General features: G+C 72.4%; 19 protein-coding genes. 14 read left to right on the top strand and 5 right to left on the bottom strand.

All coding sequences use genetic code 11. The features are described 5' to 3' along the window. Positions 1-44 precede the first annotated feature (44 nt). The 3 genes from BM041_RS11480 to BM041_RS11470 all read left to right on the top strand — a co-directional run bounded on the left by BM041_RS11480 (position 45) and on the right by BM041_RS11470 (position 2,384). Positions 45-470, top strand: a complete 426-nt coding sequence (locus tag BM041_RS11480) for a DUF2171 domain-containing protein (protein WP_175533877.1) — start codon at positions 45-47, stop codon at positions 468-470. A 103-nt stretch (positions 471-573) separates the two neighbouring features. Then, positions 574-1,797, top strand: coding sequence for a PQQ-dependent sugar dehydrogenase (locus BM041_RS11475; RefSeq protein ID WP_092959476.1), 1,224 nt, complete (start codon positions 574-576; stop codon positions 1,795-1,797). Beyond that, positions 1,797-2,384, top strand: coding sequence for a c-type cytochrome (locus BM041_RS11470; protein ID WP_139226028.1), 588 nt, complete (start codon positions 1,797-1,799; stop codon positions 2,382-2,384). The genes BM041_RS11475 and BM041_RS11470 overlap by 1 nt, the downstream gene beginning before the upstream one ends. 36 nt (positions 2,385-2,420) lie before the next feature. Here the strand turns inward: BM041_RS11470 and BM041_RS11465 are convergent, their stop codons facing one another. Next, positions 2,421-3,320, bottom strand: a complete 900-nt coding sequence (locus BM041_RS11465; protein WP_175533893.1) for a hypothetical protein — start codon at positions 3,318-3,320, stop codon at positions 2,421-2,423. Between the two features lie 230 nt (positions 3,321-3,550). Between BM041_RS11465 and BM041_RS11460 the strand changes: the two genes are divergently transcribed. From BM041_RS11460 to BM041_RS11440, 5 genes are all read left to right on the top strand, one after another. After that, positions 3,551-4,459, top strand: coding sequence for a sulfite exporter TauE/SafE family protein (locus tag BM041_RS11460; RefSeq protein WP_092959472.1), 909 nt, complete (start codon positions 3,551-3,553; stop codon positions 4,457-4,459). Continuing rightward, complete coding sequence (locus BM041_RS11455) at positions 4,456-5,229, top strand: TIGR02186 family protein (RefSeq protein ID WP_175533876.1); 774 nt, start codon at positions 4,456-4,458, stop codon at positions 5,227-5,229. The genes BM041_RS11460 and BM041_RS11455 overlap by 4 nt, the downstream gene beginning before the upstream one ends. Then, positions 5,229-5,738 (top strand): universal stress protein, encoded by a 510-nt coding sequence (locus tag BM041_RS11450; RefSeq protein WP_092959468.1) that lies wholly within the window; start codon positions 5,229-5,231, stop codon positions 5,736-5,738. The genes BM041_RS11455 and BM041_RS11450 overlap by 1 nt, the downstream gene beginning before the upstream one ends. Before the next feature lie 95 nt (positions 5,739-5,833). After that, a complete protein-coding gene (locus tag BM041_RS11445; protein ID WP_092959466.1) occupies positions 5,834-6,400 on the top strand; it encodes a NifU family protein in 567 nt (188 codons plus the stop codon). Between the two features lie 69 nt (positions 6,401-6,469). After that, positions 6,470-7,114, top strand: coding sequence for a malonic semialdehyde reductase (locus BM041_RS11440; protein WP_092959464.1), 645 nt, complete (start codon positions 6,470-6,472; stop codon positions 7,112-7,114). Between the two features lie 132 nt (positions 7,115-7,246). On the opposite strand, the gene BM041_RS11435 is transcribed toward BM041_RS11440, so the two are convergent. After that, positions 7,247-7,966, bottom strand: coding sequence for a response regulator transcription factor (locus BM041_RS11435; RefSeq protein ID WP_092959462.1), 720 nt, complete (start codon positions 7,964-7,966; stop codon positions 7,247-7,249). Positions 7,967-8,244: 278 nt separating this feature from the next. On the opposite strand from BM041_RS11435, the gene ribA reads away from it, so the two are divergent. Together ribA and BM041_RS11425 are read left to right on the top strand one after the other, a co-directional pair. Next, positions 8,245-9,456, top strand: a complete 1,212-nt coding sequence (gene ribA / locus BM041_RS11430) for a GTP cyclohydrolase II RibA (protein ID WP_092959460.1) — start codon at positions 8,245-8,247, stop codon at positions 9,454-9,456. Next, a complete protein-coding gene (locus BM041_RS11425; protein ID WP_139226027.1) occupies positions 9,456-9,986 on the top strand; it encodes a L,D-transpeptidase family protein in 531 nt (176 codons plus the stop codon). Before ribA ends, BM041_RS11425 begins: the two co-directional genes overlap by 1 nt. An 8-nt stretch (positions 9,987-9,994) precedes the next feature. Here the strand turns inward: BM041_RS11425 and BM041_RS11420 are convergent, their stop codons facing one another. After that, complete coding sequence (locus BM041_RS11420; RefSeq protein WP_092959458.1) at positions 9,995-10,624, bottom strand: glutathione S-transferase family protein; 630 nt, start codon at positions 10,622-10,624, stop codon at positions 9,995-9,997. A 72-nt stretch (positions 10,625-10,696) separates the two neighbouring features. Further along, positions 10,697-12,238, bottom strand: a complete 1,542-nt coding sequence (murJ, locus tag BM041_RS11415; RefSeq protein ID WP_092959456.1) for a murein biosynthesis integral membrane protein MurJ — start codon at positions 12,236-12,238, stop codon at positions 10,697-10,699. A gap of 118 nt (positions 12,239-12,356) precedes the next feature. Here murJ and BM041_RS11410 point away from each other — a divergent pair, with 118 nt between their 5' ends. The 4 genes from BM041_RS11410 to BM041_RS11395 all read left to right on the top strand — a co-directional run bounded on the left by BM041_RS11410 (position 12,357) and on the right by BM041_RS11395 (position 15,456). Next, complete coding sequence (locus BM041_RS11410) at positions 12,357-12,728, top strand: hypothetical protein (protein ID WP_092959454.1); 372 nt, start codon at positions 12,357-12,359, stop codon at positions 12,726-12,728. Between the two features lie 33 nt (positions 12,729-12,761). After that, positions 12,762-14,222, top strand: a complete 1,461-nt coding sequence (locus BM041_RS11405; RefSeq protein WP_092959452.1) for a methyl-accepting chemotaxis protein — start codon at positions 12,762-12,764, stop codon at positions 14,220-14,222. Positions 14,223-14,384: 162 nt separating this feature from the next. Beyond that, entirely contained in the window at positions 14,385-14,963 is a 579-nt protein-coding gene (locus BM041_RS11400; protein WP_092959844.1) for a nucleotide exchange factor GrpE, read from the top strand. Between the two features lie 10 nt (positions 14,964-14,973). After that, positions 14,974-15,456, top strand: a complete 483-nt coding sequence (locus BM041_RS11395) for a GNAT family N-acetyltransferase (RefSeq protein ID WP_217648690.1) — start codon at positions 14,974-14,976, stop codon at positions 15,454-15,456. A 153-nt stretch (positions 15,457-15,609) separates the two neighbouring features. On the opposite strand, the gene BM041_RS11390 is transcribed toward BM041_RS11395, so the two are convergent. Then, the gene (locus tag BM041_RS11390) at positions 15,610-16,890 is read right to left on the bottom strand and encodes a DUF3422 family protein (protein ID WP_175533874.1); all 1,281 of its coding nucleotides are present in this window, start codon (positions 16,888-16,890) and stop codon (positions 15,610-15,612) included. Between the last annotated feature and the right edge of the window lie 80 nt (positions 16,891-16,970).

The following is a 16,970-nucleotide window of genomic DNA, read 5'->3' as shown; positions in this document are numbered from 1 at the left end:
CGTTCCAGTCCAGGCGCCCCCATGGGCGCCCAGGAGGTAACGCGATGACGCATCACGGCCCGCTGCACCAGGTGCAGGAACACATGAAGGTCCTCGGCAGCGATGGGGAGGAAATCGGCACGGTCGATCACCTCGAGGGCGACCGGATCAAGCTGGCGCGGGACGGCAGCGGGCAGCACCACTACGTCCCGGGCGAGAGCATCGCCTCGGTCGCGGCGGGGACGGTGCGGCTTTCGATGCCCGCGGCCCAGGCCAGGCGCGCCTGGCAGGCGGAGGGGCTGGACCATGCGATGAACCCGGCCATGAACCCCGCCATGACCGGAGCGACCCAGGGCCAGCGCACCATGCTCGGCGCGGCGGAAGCCGGGCGCGGCGGCGGGCAGCGGATGGGCGACAAGCCGGTCGTGGGTGGCGCGGGCGCCGCCGATGACGCCACCGGCGGCACGGGGCCGACGCGCGACCCGATCTGAACCGCGGAATGACCGGGGCAACCGATTGCACTCCCCGGTCGTGCTGCGCCATGCTCCCCCATCCCGGTGGCCATCCGAAGAGCGCACCGGAAGGGAGAGATACATGGTCCGCACATCGCTTCTGGCGGCCGGCTTCCTCGCCGCGCTGGCCACATTTCCGGCACTTGCCCAGGCCCCCGCACCCGCCCCGGTACCGGGCTGGGCGGTCGGAAGGCCGGAGGGTTCCACCCTCGCCCCCCATGCACCGCGCCTGACGGTGACGCCGCCGGACCAGGTGCCGGTGGGCGCGTTGCGCCTGCCGCCGGGGTTCCAGGCGGAGATCTACGCGCATGGCATCCCCGGCGCGCGGATGATGGCGGAAGGGCCGAACGGCACGATCTTCGCCGGGTCCCGCGCCATCGGCCGGGTCTATGCCGTCCGGCGCAACGCGGATGGCACGACCCGCACCAGCATCGTGGCGCAGGGCCTGGCGCAGCCGAACGGCCTGGTCATGGTCGGCAACAGCCTGTTCGTCATCGCGGTCAACCGCGTGCTGCGCTACGACAACATCGAGGCCAACCTCGACAACATCCCGGCGCCGGTCGAGCTGACCGCCGCCTTCGGCCTGCCGACGGAGCAGGAGCACGCCGGCAACCACCACTGGAAATTCGCGTCGCTCGGCCCGGATGGCCGGATCTATACGAATGTCGGCGTGAACTGCAACGTCTGCGAAACGGATCGCGACAAGTTCGCCCTCCTCGTCTCCTTCAACCCGGATGGCAGCGACCGCCGGATCGAGGCGCGCGGCGTCCGCAACAGCGTCGGCATGGCGCACCACCCCGTCACGCGCGAACTCTGGGCCACCAATAATGGCCGCGACTGGGCGGGGAATGACTGGCCGAACGACACGCTGCACCGCATCCGCCGCAGCGGGGAGGATCACGGCTTCCCCTACTGCTCCGCCGGCAGCGCGGACCCGCAATTCAACGCCGGGCGGGCCTGCAGCGAATTCGTGCAGCCCGCGGCGCTGCTCGGACCGCATACGGCGGCCCTCGGCATGCGCTTCTACACGGGTACGATGTTCCCCGAGCAGTACCGCAACCAGATCTTCATCGCCCGCCGCGGGTCCTGGAACCGGGAACGGCTCTCGGGCTTCGATGTCGCGGTCGCGCATCTGGACGCGCAGGGCAATGTGACGCGGGTGGAGGAATTCATGACCGGCCTGCGTGACGACGCCAACCAGCGCTTCCTCGGCCGGCCGGTGGATGTGCAGGTGGCGCGGGACGGTGCGCTGCTGGTGGCGGATGAACAGATGGGTGCGATCTATCGCATCACCTATCGCCAGTGATGCTCCTGCGACTGCTGGCGGCGGCCCTGCTGGCCGCCGCCGTGCCTGAGATGGCCCGGGCCGCGGATGCGGCCCGGGGCGCGGACCTTGCCGCGCATCGCTGCGTGAACTGCCATGGCGACAATGGCCGCAGCCAGGTGCCGGGCGTGCCCTCCCTCGCCGGGCAGCCGGCGGATTTCATCACCGTGCAGATGATCCTGCTGCGGGAGGGCATCCGCCACGCCCCGGCGATGAACCCCTTCGCGCAGGGGCTGCCGGACCGCGATATCGAGGACCTGGCCGCCTTCTTCGCCAGCCTGCCCCCCGGCCCGCCGGATGATCGCACGCCGAAGGATGAGGCTCTGTTCGCCGCCGGCCAGGCGCTGACCGGCCCGCGGCACTGCGCGACCTGCCATGTCGCGGATTATGGGGGCCGGGCCCAGATTCCCCGCGTGGCCGCGCAGCGGGAGGATTACCTGGTGCAGGCGATGATCGGGTATCGCGACGGCACCCGCGCCGGCGTGGACACGCAGATGAACTCGGCGGTGATCGGGCTCAGCAACGCGCATATCGCGGCGCTGGCGCATTTCCTGGCCCATCTCGACTGAAGGCCCGGGTGCCTTGCGGCACCCGGGAAGTCTGCGTCAGGCCAGGCGGCGATCCATGGCACGCACCGTGTTGCGGGTGCCCGTGCGGGCCCCGAACACCGCCGCGACGGCGCCGAGCAGCATGGCCGCGAAGATCCAGTAGGCCCCGACCGCCGCGCCATTGGCCGCCGCATCGGCAGCGGCGCGGGCGCGCGCCTCGGCTTCCTGCGCCACGCGGGTGGCTTCCGCTTCCAGGCGATCGACGCGCGTGCGGGCTTCCTCCGGCGCCACGCCGTATTCGGCGGCGACCAGCTGTGCCAGGCGATCCCGCGCGCCCTGGTCGGCGGTGCCGCTGGTGACGCGGCTGGCGATGATCTGCGCCATCTCGGTGCGGCGCTGGTCGTTGGTCATCGTCGCCGGGTCGCCGCCGGTCTGCAGGCCCGTCTGCAGCCGCTCAGCCATGGCGCGCGGATCGATGCTGCGCGCGGCGGGGGCGACGGCGGCAATCGCCTCGCCGGCGCCCTGGCCCAGCCCCTGCGCAGCGCTGCCGACCATGCGGCTGATGCCGCCGGCCGCGCCGGCCGCCGCGTTGCCCAGCAGCACGGCGGAGATCAGGAAGCCGATCGCCCAGACGGACAGGCCGTGCAGCACGCCATCCGTGTCATCCGCCGTCCCCGACAGTCGCGCCGCGACATAGCCGCCGGCGGCCAGGCCGATGAGGTTGGCGACCAGCAGCCAGAGGCCGGCGGCGATGCCGAAGGTGCCGGCCGATGGTGTCTCCCCCACCGTCACGGGGTCGATCGTGGTGGCGCCGATGGCGAGGCCGAGCACATTGAGCATGGCGCCCACGGCGACGGCGACGACGCCGCCGGCGATGACGGCGCCCCAGGAGATGCGGCTGGGCAGGGCGGGCGCGCCCTCGGCGGCGATGCCGCCCGTCATCCCTTGGGCAGGCATGCCCTGTGCGGTGGCGATAGTGGTCTGCATGGAAAGAACCCCTCGGCTTGAATGCCCGCAGGCAACGCAGCCCGGGATGGCGGGTTCGGGGGGTTTCGGGCGAGGCGATGGTTCTTCCGCAGGTTGTGGTCCGGAGAGCCGGATTTTTTCCGGGCGGAAACTTGCGGCGCCGGGCTTCCGGGTCCACACCGCCGCATTCCCGCCATGTCCCCCGGGAAGAGTGAGTCGCGATGCAGGTCTATCTGCCGATCGCCGAGATGTCGGTTGATGCCCTGCTGCTGCTGGGCATCGGCTTTGGCGTGGGCTGGCTATCCGGCCTGTTCGGCGTCGGTGGCGGCTTCCTGCTGACGCCCATCCTGATCCTGATCGGCATCCCCGCCCCCGTCGCCGTCGGCTCCGGCGCGAACCAGACCCTTGGCGCGTCCGTCTCGGGCCTGATGGCGCAGTGGCGGCGCGGCAATGTCGATGTCCGCATGGGCACCGTGCTGCTGGTGGGCGGCTTCGCGGGGTCGGTGCTGGGCGTGCAGCTGTTCGCCTGGCTGCGGCGGGCGGGGCAGGTCGATCTGGCCGTCGCCATCTTCTACGTCGTCGTGCTCGGCACGGTCGGCGGGCTGATGGTGCGGGAAAGCCTGACGGCCATCCTGCGGCGACGCCGCGCGCGGCCGCGGCGGCTGCATGAGCATTTCTGGATGCACGGGCTGCCGCTGAAGATGCGGTTCCGCAAATCCCGCCTCTACATCTCCGTCATCCCGCCGCTGCTGATCGGCTTCGCCATCGGCCTGCTCTCCGCCGTCATGGGCGTGGGCGGCGGCTTCATGCTGGTGCCGGCGATGATCTACCTGCTCGGCATGCCGACGGCCGTGGTCATCGGCACGTCGCTGTTCCAGGTCGTCTTCGTCACCGCCAACGTCACCTTCCTGCAGGCCATCCAGGTCGGCAGCGTCGACATCGTCCTGACCCTGCTGCTGCTGGCCGGCGGCGTGGTGGGGGCGCAGATCGGCGCCGCGATGGGCACGAAGCTGCGGGGGGAGGAGACGCGCGCGCTGCTCGGCGCGCTGGTGCTGTCCGTCGCGCTGGCGCTGCTGTGGGACCTGCTGCGGGTGCCGGAGCAGCTTTTCGTCATCGGCCCGGCGCCGTGATTCGCGCGCTGCTGCTGTTCCTGGCGCTGGCCTCGCCCGCTGCCGCCCAGGTCGCCCCGCCACCGCCCGCCGCGCCGCCGACGCTGGCGCCGCCATCGCTCGCCGCGCAGCTTTCCGTCTCCACCATCGAGGTGACGACCGCCTTCACGGGGGGCGAGATCCTGGTCTTCGGCGCGACCGAACGCCTGATCGGCGCCCAGGGGGATGAGGTGGTGGTGCTGGCCACGGGCCCGACCACCTCCATCGTCGTGCGGCAGAAGGTCGAGATGCTGGGCGCCTGGATCAACGGCCCCTCCGCCCGCTTCAACCGGGTGCCGACCTATTGGGCGCTGGCCTCCACCAGCCCGGTGGCGACGCTGCTGGACGGGGTGGAACGGCAGGATCTCCGCCTCGGGCTCGACCTGATGCCGCTGGTGCAGCTGGGCGCGCGGGGGCCGCAATTCCGCGCGGCGCTGGCCAGCCTGAAGCAGGATGCGGGGCTCTGGGTGGACCAGGTGAAGCCGGTGGAGGTCTCCGGCGGCCGCCTGTTCCACGCCCGGCTGCCGCTGCCGGCAACGGTCGCGACCGGGGCCTACCAGATCCAGGTGATGCTGGTGCGGGAAGGCCGCGTGGTGGCGCGGCAGGAATTGCGCATGGATGTGGTACGCAGCGGCACGGCGGCCTGGATCGCCGACGTCGCGCGCGGGCAGCCCGTGCTGTATGGCTTGGCCTGCATCCTGCTGGCGGCCTTCGCCGGCTGGATCGGCAGCGTGCTGTTCCGGAGGGGCTGATGCCGGATGATCGGGCGGATGAGACGGCGGCGGCGGCCAAGGCCCGGCGCGACCGCGTCTTCCTGGTGGTGGTGGATGACAGCCCGGAGCGTGGCGTCGCGCTGCGCTACGCGGCGCTGCGCACCAAGAAATCCGGCGGCCGCGTGGCCCTGCTGCGGGTGGTGGAGCCCGCCGGACAGGTCGAATGGGCCGGCATCGGCGCGCTGATGGCGGAGGAGCGGCGGGAGGAGGCGGAGAAACTGCTTTCCACCCTGGCGGCGGAGGTGAACGACATCACCGGCGGCCTGCCCATCCTGCTGATCCGGGAGGGCGAGCCGCGGGATGAACTTCTGGCGCTGCTGGAGGAGGACCCCCGCATCTCCATCCTGGTGCTGGCGAGTTCGACGGACGGATCGGGCCCCGGCCCGCTGATCGCGGCGCTGACCGGGCGCTACGCCGCCAAGCTGCCGGTGCCGATGACCATCGTGCCGGGCGCGCTGAGCGATGCGGAACTGGAACGCGTGACGTGAAGGCCACGCGCCCGCCATCGGGCTGCCGTTGCGCGGGACGGTAAAACGGACCACATAGGTCGGGTATCGCCAGTCAAGCGCGGAAACCAGTCCCGATGTTCATCGAAACCGAAAGCACGCCGAACCCGGCCACCCTCAAATTCATCCCGGGTCGGGATGTCATGGGCGGCCGTGGCACCGCCGACTTCACCGCGGTGGCGGAGGCCGATGGCCGTTCGCCGCTGGCCGCGCGCATCTTCGCCGTGGGCGATGTCGCCCGCGTCTTCCTGGGCAATGACTTCGTCACCGTGACGAAGACCGAGGATGCGGACTGGCAGCTGCTCAAGCCCCGCGTGCTGGGCGCCGTCATGGAGCACTACCTGGCCGGCCTTCCCACCATGGAAGGCGAGGACGAAGCCGCCGAGGCCGAGGATTTCGAGGCCGAGGACGGCGAGATCGTCGCCCAGATCAAGGAATTGCTGGACACCCGCGTGCGTCCGGCCGTGGCCGCGGATGGCGGGGACATCGTCTTCCGCGGCTTCCGCGAGGGCATCGTCCGGCTGCGCATGCAGGGCGCCTGCAGCGGCTGCCCTTCCTCCCGCGCCACCTTGAAGCACGGGGTGGAGACGATGCTGCGCCACTACGTGCCGGAAGTGGTGCGGGTGGAGCAGGTCGAGGCATAACGGCCGCATTGGCCGGCGCGCCGCGCCGGCCTATCTCCCTCCGGCAGAGACCTGCCGGAGCCGCCTTCCATGACCGACCAAGCCCCCGCCGCCGTCCCGCCGATCCCGGAGCCCGCGCCCCAGCCCGCGCCCGTGCTGGATGGCCAGGCGCTCGATATCCTGTTCCGGGAGGCGCGGACCCACTACGCCTGGCAGGACCGGCCGGTGCCGGAGGCGAAGCTGGAGGAGATGTACAACCTTCTCCGCATGGGGCCGACCAGCGCCAATTGCAGCCCGGCGCGCTTCGTCTTCATCCGGACCTCGGAAGGCAAGGCCCGGCTGAAGCAGGTGCTGTCGCCCGGCAATGTCGAGAAGACGATGAAGGCGCCGGTGGTCTGCATCGTGGCGCATGACCAGGCCTTCTACGACAAGCTGGGCTTCCTGTTCCCCGGCGCGGAGCTGCGCGGCTGGTATGCCGACAATCCCGCCTTGGCGGATACGACGGCGCTTCGAAACGGCACGCTGCAGGGCGCCTACCTCATCATGGCGGCGCGGGCGGTCGGGCTGGATGCCGCGCCGATGAGCGGCTTCGACAACTACCAGCTGGACAATCTGTTCTTCGCCGGCACGCGGTGGAAGTCGAACTTCCTGGTGGCACTCGGCCATGGCGAACCCGCCGCGCTGCCGCCGCGCGGCCCGCGGCTGAGCTTCGACGAGGCCTGCCGGTTCGAGTGAGGCTCGCCGCCCCCCCTTCGCCAGTCCCTGACCGTCATCAGTACTGGCAAATCCGGCGGTCCAGGGTCCCCTCGGACCCTGGCGAGGGGGTCAAGGGGGAGCAGCGCTCCCCCTTCTCGACACCCGCGGGCCTTACGCCGCCTGCGCCCGCCCCGCTGCCGGGTCCAGCCGGTACCCGCCGCCTTCCGTCACCAGCAGCCGGGCATTGGACGGATCCGGCTCGATCTTCTGGCGCAGGCGGTAGATGTGGGTCTCCAGCGTGTGGGTCGTGACCGCGCTGTTGTAGCCCCAGACCTCGTTCAGCAGGATCTGCCGCCCGACCGGGCGCCCGCCGGCGCGGTAGAGGTACTTCAGGATCGCCGCCTCCTTCTCCGTCAGCCGGATCTTCCGGTTGCGGGCCGCTTCGAGCAGCAGCTTGGCGGAGGGGCGGAAGGTATAGGGACCCACCGTGAACACCGCGTCCTCGCTGTTGTCGAAGACGCGGAGCTGGGCGCGCAGGCGGGCCATCAGTTCGCTGACCCGGAAGGGCTTGGCGATGTAGTCGTTGGCCCCGGAATCGAGGCCGCGGACGATGTCCTGTTCGCCATCGGCACCGGTCAGCATCAGGATCGGCATGCGCAGGCCCTGCTTGCGGAGGCGGGCGCAGAGTTCGCGCCCGTCCCCGTCCGGCAGGCCGATGTCGAGGACGATGGCATCGAAGCGCGCATCCTCCGCGGCCAGCCTGGCCAGGGCTTCGGCGGCCGTGGCAGCCTCGGAGGCAACGAATTCACCGTCATGAGCCAATTGTTCCGCCAGGGTCTGGCGGAGGGCTTCGTCGTCGTCCACGACGAGGATGGGGCGTGGACCGGCCATGGTAGCTCCCGTATCTGTGAGGCGCCTTCACAACGGGCGCGGTGCGCATCGGTTTCACGCAGCCGTGCCTGAATCTCGCGATTTCGGGACGCGACACGCGATCGGATCGTCCCAATCTTGCCCGAGGCGTCATGCGGGGAGCAAGCCTCGTGACCATTAGGTCACGATCACCCCGGCTTGACGGGCAGAACGATTTTCTTGGGGGCCGGCCCCCTCCCAAACGCCTTCCGCACGCCACATTCGGGCGCGCCTATGGGCGAATTCCGGAACGCCAGACGATGAAAAACTCCGCCCCCCTCGCATCACAGCTGCGCGATCACGGCGTCGGCCCGAACACCGAACCCGCCCCTGGCGATGCGCAGGTGGCGGCGCTGCGCGCCGTGCACCGGGTTGCCAGCGAATTGCGCCGGGGCACGCCGGTGCTGGTGCGCGGGCCGGAAGGCGCGATCCTGGTCGCGGCGGCGGAGATGGTGTCCGCCCGGGGGCTGTCGGACATCGCGACCGCCGCGATCGGCCCGGCGCTGCTGCTGCTGGCGCCCGTCCGCGCGGCCGCGGTGCTGCAGCGCCCGGTGCCGCAGGCGCTGGCGGCGGCCAATGCCGGTTCGCCGCCGGAGATGGGCGTGGTGGCGTTGCGCCTGCCCCCCGGCCTGATGGATCCCGCCGCGCTGAAGAGCCTGGCGGACCCGACGGCCGAACGCCTGCTGCCGGTGGAGCCCGAGCGCGCCACCCTGCCGCCGCACGCCCTGGCCGCCATCGGCCTGGCCAAGCTGGCGCGCCTCCTGCCCGCCCTGGTCGCCGCCCCGGCGACGGAGGCCGCTTCCCTCCGGGCCGGCCTGCTGACGGTCGATGCCGCCGATATCCTGTCCTACCCCACCGGCGCCGCCCTGACTCTGGCGCGCGTGGCGGAGGCGCGCGTGCCGCTGGAGGATGCGCCGGAGGCCCGGATCGTCGCCTTCCGCGCCGCCGATGGCGGGATCGAACATTTGGCCATCCTGGTCGGCCAGCCGGAAGCGGCGCTCGCCGCCGGCACGGCGCCGCTGGCCCGCATCCATTCCGAATGCTTCACCGGTGACCTGCTGGGGAGCCTCCGCTGCGATTGCGGTCCCCAGCTGCGCGGCGCCATCGCCCGCATGGCCAAGGACCCGGCAGGCGGCGTGCTGCTCTACCTCGCGCAGGAAGGGCGGGGGATCGGCCTCGTGAACAAGCTCCGCGCCTATGCGCTGCAGGATACGGGGCTCGACACGCTCGATGCCAACCGGGCCCTGGGCTATGGCGCGGATGAGCGGAACTTCTGGGTGGCGGCGGAGATGCTGCGCGCGGTCGGCATCCCCCGGGTGCGGCTGCTGACCAACAACCCCGACAAGCTGGCGGGCCTCGCGGCCTGCGGCATCGGGGTGGAGGGGCGGGAGGCGCATCAGTTCGAGGCCAATGGCGTGAACGACGCCTATCTGGAGACCAAGGCGCGCCGCTTCGGTCACCTGCTGGCCTGATGCCGGGCGAGTCCGGCTTCGCCCGCGTCCAGCCGCAGGGTGATGGCAGGCGCGGGCTGCTGATCCTGGATGGGCTCGTGCTGCCCTGCGCGCTGGGCAAGGGCGGCGTCCGCCCGGCCACGGCGAAGCAGGAGGGCGATGGCGCGACGCCAGCGGCCAGCATGGCGCTGCGCCGCGTGCTCTACCGCGCCGATCGCGGCCCGCCGCCGCGCTGCGCGGTGCCGGTGGAGCCGCTGTCGCCCACCGATGGCTGGTGCGACGATGCGGGCGACCGCGCCTACAACCGCCCGGTGCAACTGCCCTTCGGGGGATCGCATGAGCGGCTGTGGCGCGACGATGCGGTCTATGACGTGATCGGCGTACTCGGCTGGAACGATGCCCCCGTGGAGCGCGGCCGGGGCAGCGCGATCTTCCTGCATGTGGCGCGCGAGGATTTCTCCCCGACCGAGGGCTGCGTCGCCCTGGCCCCGCGCGACCTCCGCACCGTGCTGGCGGCGGGGCTGCGCGGGATCACGGTGCTGGAGGGCTGAGAGACCGCTCAGCGCGGCAGCGGCGGCGGCACCGTGGCCGCCACGGCGGGCCGGGCGAGCATGCGGTCGAGATAGCCGCCGAGGTGCCCCGCCGCGGCGATGCGCGCGCCCGCCTCCGGCAGGCCGCGCAGCCAGTAGAGGATCGGCACCAGATAGGCATCGGCCAGGGTGAAGGCGGCGCCGCCCGCGAAGCCCTCCGCCAGCGCGGCATCCAGCATGGCCAAATGGCGATCCAGCGCCGGCAGGGTCGCCGCCACCCGCGCGGGGTCCGGCCGGCCATCGGCGGTGCCGGGGAAGAGGTAGGCGAACAGATGCTGCCGGATCAGCACGGGCTCCGCCGCCGTGACGATGAGGGAGACCCATTGCTCCGCCAGCGCGCCGGCGCGCGGGTCGCGCGGCATGAGGGGCGGTCCGTCGAAGGCGTGGTCGATGAAAGCCATGATGGCGCGGGATTCCGCCAGCACCAGGCCGCCCTGCCGCAGCACGGGGATGCGGCCCAACGGGTGGAGGGCCATCACCTCGGCGTGGCCGGGCGGCAGGGGCAGGTTCACAGGCGCCAGCCCCTTTTCCCCGGCCGCGATGCGCGTGGCCCAGACGAAGTTGCTCTGCGGGATGCCGATGATCTCGATGGGGGGCATGGGCGGTCTCCTCGGCGCCAGGATCGGCGTCCGGGGGGATGACGCGCGGGCCAGGCACGTTTCGACAGGCCGCTACGCCTTCCGCCGCCTGAGGCTGCGCAACGCCTCCCGCAGGTCGAGCCCGCCCAGCGCCTGGGCCGCGCCGAAATAGGTCACGAGCCCCGCGCCGATCAGCACGGCAAGGCCCCCGAAGCGGGCCAGCCCGTGGTCCAGCGGGAAGATCGCGGCCTGCAGCGCCAGCAGCACGGCGGACATGACCAGCGCCGCGGCGACCAGCCTTGGCACCGCGCGGCGCAGCCGGCGGTCCAGCACCAGCCGGCGGCGGCGCACCAGCAGCCAGCCCAGCACCAGCACATTCACCCAGGAGGCGAGCGAGGTCGCGAGCGCGATGCCGACATGCGACAGGTACCGCGTCAGCACCAGGTTGAGCGCCAGGTTCAGCGCCACCACGAAGAAGGCCACCTTCACGGGGGTGGCGGTGTCCCCGCGGGCGAAAAAGCCCGGCGTCAGCGCCTTGACCAGCACGAAGGCGGGGAGCCCCGCGGCATAGGCGACGAGGGCCATCGACGTCGCGGCGGTGGCGGCGGCGTCGAAGGCGCCGCGTTCGAACAGCGTGCCGATGATGGGCCGCGCGACGCAGGCCATGGCGAAGGCCGCCGGCAGGGCGAAGGCCAGCGTCAGCTCGATGGCCCGGTTCTGGCTGCGATGGGCGGCCAGCGCCTTGCCGGTGCGCAATTGCCGCGACAGCAGCGGCAGCAGGGCCGTGCCCACCGCCGCGCCGATGACACCCAGCGGCAGCTGCGAGATCCGGTCGGCATAATAGAGAAAGCTCACCGCGCCCGCCGGCAGCAGCGACGCGATGATGATCCCGATGGCGAGGTTGAGCTGCGTGACCCCCGCGCCGACCAGCCCCGGGCCCATCCGGCGCAGCACACCGCGCACCTCCGGCGTCAGCCGCGGGCGGGACAGCGGGTTGATGACCATCCCCGCCACCCGCGCCGCGACGATCAGCATCAGCAGTTGCACGAGGCCCGAGGCGACGACGCCCCAGGCCAGCGCATGGGCAGGCGTCGCGACATAGGGCGTCAGCCCCAGCAGCGCCGCCATGGAGATCAGGTTGAACAACACCGGCGCGGCGGCAGCGGCGGCGAAGCGATCCATGCCGTTCAGCACGCCCGAGACCAGCGCCGCCAGGCAGATGAACAGCAGGTAGGGGAAGGTGATGCGCGTGAGTTCCACGGCCAGCGGGAAGCGCAGCGCCTCTCCCACGAAGCCCGGTGCCAGCACGAAGAGCAGTTGCGGCATGAAGATGATGCCGATGGCGACCAGGCCGCTGAGCGACAGCGTCATCAGCCCCGCCAGCGAATTGGCCAGCGCCCGCGCCTTGGCCGGCCCGTCCAGCGCATAGGCGCCGGCGAAGGCGGGCACGAAGGCGGCGTTGAAGGCGCCTTCCCCGAAGAGCTGGCGAAACAGGTTGGGCAGGCGCAGCGCCACGAAGAAGGCATCGCCGATCGGGCCCGCGCCCAGGCGGGCGGCGATCAGCATGTCCCGCGCGAAGCCGAGGATGCGGCTCGCCATGGTCCAGCCGCCGACGGTGAAGATGCTGCGGAGCATGAGGCCGGGTGTAGTCCGGAAGACGGGGGGGGCGAAACCGCGTCCGCGGCAATGGTTCCGAAACCGCGTCCGCGGCAATGGTTCATGGATGGTTATCGTGGGCGGCCTAGGGAGATGCATGGCCCCGCTGCCCCCTTTGGCGCCCCCGGCGCCGCGCCCGCCCATCGCCGCATCGCGGTCCGCCGGCGGGGCGTGGGTGCTCCTCGGCCTTGCGACCCTCGGCCTGCTGGCCCTGCAGGCCATGCCACGCGCCGGCCTGCCGGTGCTGATGGTCTTCCCACCGGGGCTTGGCGCGGATCGCGCGCTGCTCGGCGTGCTGGGCGTGCCGGGCTGGGACCCGGCCATGGTCCGCCCGCTCGGCCCCTTCACCATCGCGATGGCCGCCCCCGCCTTGCGCGATGCGGATGTCGCCTCGCTGCGCCGGGAAAGCGGCGCGTTGCTGATCCTTGTCGCCTTCGGCCGGGCCGCCTGCGCGGCGCGCCTCGCGTGAACCATGCCCGCCTGCATTGAGGAGACTGCCACGATGGATCTCGACAAGCTGCGCCGCGACACCGCGCGAATCCTGCTGTTCGCGCTGGGGCTGATGGTGCCCCTCCTCGCGCTCATCGCCTGGGCGGCGGGTGGCGGCCTGGCGGAGGTGGGCGGCGGCGGCGCGCTGGCGGCGCTGGCGATGGCGGCGGTGCTGCTGGCGGCCAGGAAGGGGCCGGGGCAGGCGGCGGCGCGGCCGGTGATCGCGGTGGCGCTGATGGTGCAGGTTTCCGTGCTGGTCTGGGTGGCGCCGCCATCGCTGCGGATCGACATGCACATGGCCTATTTCGCGGCGCTCGCGGTGGTGGCGGGGCTGGTGGACCGGCGGGCGATCATCTTCGCCACCCTGACCGTCGCGCTGCATCACACCCTGCTGAACGAGATGGCGCCGGTGGTCGTCTTCGGCGGAGCCGGCACGCTGCTGCGCGTGGGCGTCCATGCCGGCGTCCTGGTGGCGGAAGCCGCCGCGCTCATCGCGCTGGTCGCCGGGCTGGAGAAGGGCTTCGCCACGGCCGGCGCGGCGCTGCTGGATGCGCAAGCCGCCCGGGCGGCGGAGAAGGCGGAACTCGGCCGGCGCCTGGAACGCGATGCGGCGGCGACGGCGGAAGCCCGGGCCGGGCGCCATACCCTGGCGGGCCAGGTGGAAACCCAGGTCGGCGGCGTGGCCGAGGGCGTGGTCTCGGCGGCAGCCGAGATCGGCCAGGCCGCGGGCGGGCTGAGCCTGGCGGCCAAGGCCGGGCGCGACAGCGCGCAGGATGCGGCGCGCGCCACCGCCGCCGCCGCCGCCGGGGTGCAGACCGTGGCCGCAGCGGCCGAGGAACTCGCCACGGCGGTGTCGGAGGTGACGCGCCAGGTGGCGGGCGCCGCACAGGTCGCGGGCCGCGCCTCCAGCCAGGCGCGGGAGACGGATGCGCTGGTGAACGGCCTGGCGGAGGGCGCGGCGCGCATCGGCCAGGTGGTGCGGCTGATCAGCGACATCGCCGGGCAGACCAACCTCCTCGCCCTCAATGCCACGATCGAGGCCGCGCGCGCCGGGGAGGCCGGGAAGGGCTTCGCCGTGGTTGCCGGGGAAGTGAAGGCCCTGGCCGCCCAGACGGCGAAGGCGACGGAGGAGATCGGCCAGCAGGTCGCCGGCATCCAGACCTCCACCGCCGAAGCCGTGAAGGCCATCCGCGGCATCACCGATGTGGTGGGGGATCTGGATGCGGTGTCCGGCGCCATCGCCGCCGCCGTGGAACAGCAGGGCGCCGCGACGCGGGAGATTGCCGGCACCGCCGCGCAGGTCGCCAGCAGCACCGATGCCGCGGCCAGCGCCGTCAGCCGCGCCGAACAGGCGATCGGGGAGACCACCGCGGCCGTCGCCTCCCTGGAGGCAACGGCGCGGCGGCTGGACCAGGGGGCGGCGGCGCTGCGCCAGATGCTGGGCGCCACCGTGCAGGGGCTGCGCGCGGCCTGACGGGCCGGGCCGGCCCCGGTGCCGGCGCCCGATGCCTGCATCCGGGTGCTTGCCTGGGGGCATCGGGGCGCCTAGGTGGGGGCGGCGCGTTTCGAACGCCTCCCCTTCCCGATCCGCCACCCCTACTGGCCAGTTGGGCCTGAGATCCAGATCACCACCGACATGAGCGACAAGCAGGATACCCCCACCCCGGCCGACGCCGCGGCCGAGGCCACCACGACCGAGGGCGCCCAGGCCGGCACCCAGCCCGGTGGCACCCCGCCGAGCGATGCCGAGCGCATCGCGGCGCTGGAGGCCGAGCTTTCCCAGATGCGCGACAAATGGCTGCGGGCGGAGGCGGACAACGCCAATCTCCGCGCCCGCGCCAAGCGGGAGGCCGAGGATGCGCGGCTCTACGCCGTGCAGAAATTCGCCCGCGACGTGGTGGAGACGGCGGAGAACCTCCGCCGCGGCCTCGACAGCCTGCCGCCCGCGGCGGAGGACGAGGCCGAGCTGCTGGCCAAGCTGCGCGGCGGGTTCGAGGGCGTGGAGCGCGGCTTCGTCGCCATGCTGGAACGCCACGGCGTGCAGAAGCTGGATGCGCAGGGCCAGGCCTTCGATCCCGAATTCCACCAGGCGATGGCGGAACAGCCGGCGCCGGAGGGCGTGGAGCCCGGCACCGTCATCCAGGCCTGGACGCCGGCCTGGACGCTGCACGGCCGCCTGCTGAAGCCGGCCATGGTGGTGGTGGCGGGCAAGTAGCCTGGCCACCTTGCGCGCCATCGCGCCGGCGGACCTGCCGGCGCTGAACGCGCTGAACAACGCCCATGCGGCGGCGGTGAACGCGCTGTCGCCCGCCGATTTCGGCGCGCTGGTGGCAGTGTCCTTCAGCGCGCGGATGATCGAGGGCGCGGATGGCACGCCCGCCGCCTTCCTGCTGGCGCTGAGCCACGAGACGCCGGCGCAGGGGCCGAACCATGGCTGGTTCCTCCAGCACTTTCCCGCCTTCGCCTATGTCGACCGGGTGGTGGTGGCGGAGGATTCGCAGGGCCAGGGCCTGGGCCGGGCGCTCTATGCGGACCTGCGGGCGCAGGCACGGGGTGCGCGGCTGGCGACGCTGGCCTGCGAGGTGAACCTCGACCCGCCCAACCCGGGCAGCATGGCGTTTCACGAAAGGCTGGGGTTCCGGCCGGCGGGAGAAGCGACGGATCCGCGGAACGGGAAGCGGGTGCGGTACCTCACGGCAGGTCTCTAGATTGCCGCAGGGGGAGCGCCGCTCCCCCCGCACCCGACCTTGGTCCGCAGGGGGAGCGCCGCTCCCCCCGCACCCGACCTTGGTCCGCAGGGGGAGCGCCGCTCCCCCCGCACCCCCCGCGCCAGGGCCGAGCCGGCCCTGGACCGTCGCCAGTTAGGCCGTTGATTTTCGGCGGTTGCGGCGCATGCGGATCCAGACAAGGCCGGCCACCACCGGGACCAGCACCGCCAGCAGCATGTCCGCCTTGATGTCGCCGAGCGGCAGAGGCTTGAGCGCATAGCCCGCCAGCGACAGCACGTAATAGGAGATGCCGGCGACGGAGAGACCCTCCACCGTCTCCTGCAGCCGCAGCTGGGCACGGCCCGTATCGGCCATGGCACCCAACAGCTGCTGGGTCTGCGCTTCCTGCGCCACGGCGACACGGGCGCGGAGAAGATCCACCGCGCGGCCGCAACGGACGGAGAGGTTGGCGATGCGCGTGCCCGTCGCCTCGACCGTCGCCACGGCGGGGTCGAGGCGCCGTTCCAGATATTCAGTCAGCGTCGGCAGGCCATGCAGCCGCGTCTCCCGCAGCGATTGCAGGCGGCGGCCGACGAGGGCGTGGTAGGCGCGGGTGCCGCTGAAGCGGTCCGCCGTCTCCGCCGCCAGGCGTTCGATGGTGGTGGCCAGGTCCGTCAGTTCATCCAGCGCCGCGCGTTCCTCATCCAGCTTGTCGAGGCCGGGGAGGCGGGCGGTCAGCGCGGCCAGGCCGGCGGAGGCGCGGGCCAGTTCGGCGGAACAGGCGCGCGCCTGGGGCAGCGCGAGCAGGGCGAGAAGGCGGTAGGTCTCCACCTCCCACACCGCCTGGGCCAGGCGGCCGGCCAGCGCCGCGGTCATGCCGTGGTCCTGCAGCAGGATGCGGGTGAAGCCATCCGCGCCGGGGCGGAAATCCGTCCAGGCCGTGGCGGCGCCGGCGGAAACGCTGGACCCCGCCAGGTTGTCGGGCACGAAGCAGCCGGGGGGCGGGGGCTCGTCCTCTCCGGCCGTGCGGGGGACCGCGATATGGGCGGCGACCAGCGTCCGGCCGGGCAGTTCCGCCAGCCAATCCGTGGGCACGGCCTCGATCGCCGTATCCTCGAAGGGGTCGGGGGCGCCGGCATCGGGGCCGGGGCGCAGGAAGGTCCAGCCATCGAATTCGGTATGGCGTTCGTAGCGCAGGGTGAAGCGCCCGAAATCCGCCATCACGAAATCGGCGCCCGGCGCGGGGGGCGTCACCCCGTAGCGGCGGCACAGCGTCTCCAGGTGCCGGATCGCGGCGCCGCGATCGGCCCCCGCATCGCGCAGCATGGCCAGGCGGCTGATGGTGACGGGGGTGGCGAGCGGCAGGGCCGGGCGGGCATGAAGCTCGCCGGCCAGGAGATCGCGGTCGGGGTGCAGGGGGAGGGTCTGGATCATCGGCGGCCGCAATCTACACAAGGAAGGGAAGCGCCGGAACGACATAAGCGTCCCCCACGCCACAGCCGGACCACCGCACC

The sequence above is a fragment of the Falsiroseomonas stagni DSM 19981 genome (assembly GCF_900114315.1).
GTDB lineage: Bacteria > Pseudomonadota > Alphaproteobacteria > Acetobacterales > Acetobacteraceae > Falsiroseomonas > Falsiroseomonas stagni.
Note: the sequence above shows the minus strand (reverse complement) of the source record. Positions and strands in the feature narration are given on the sequence as shown.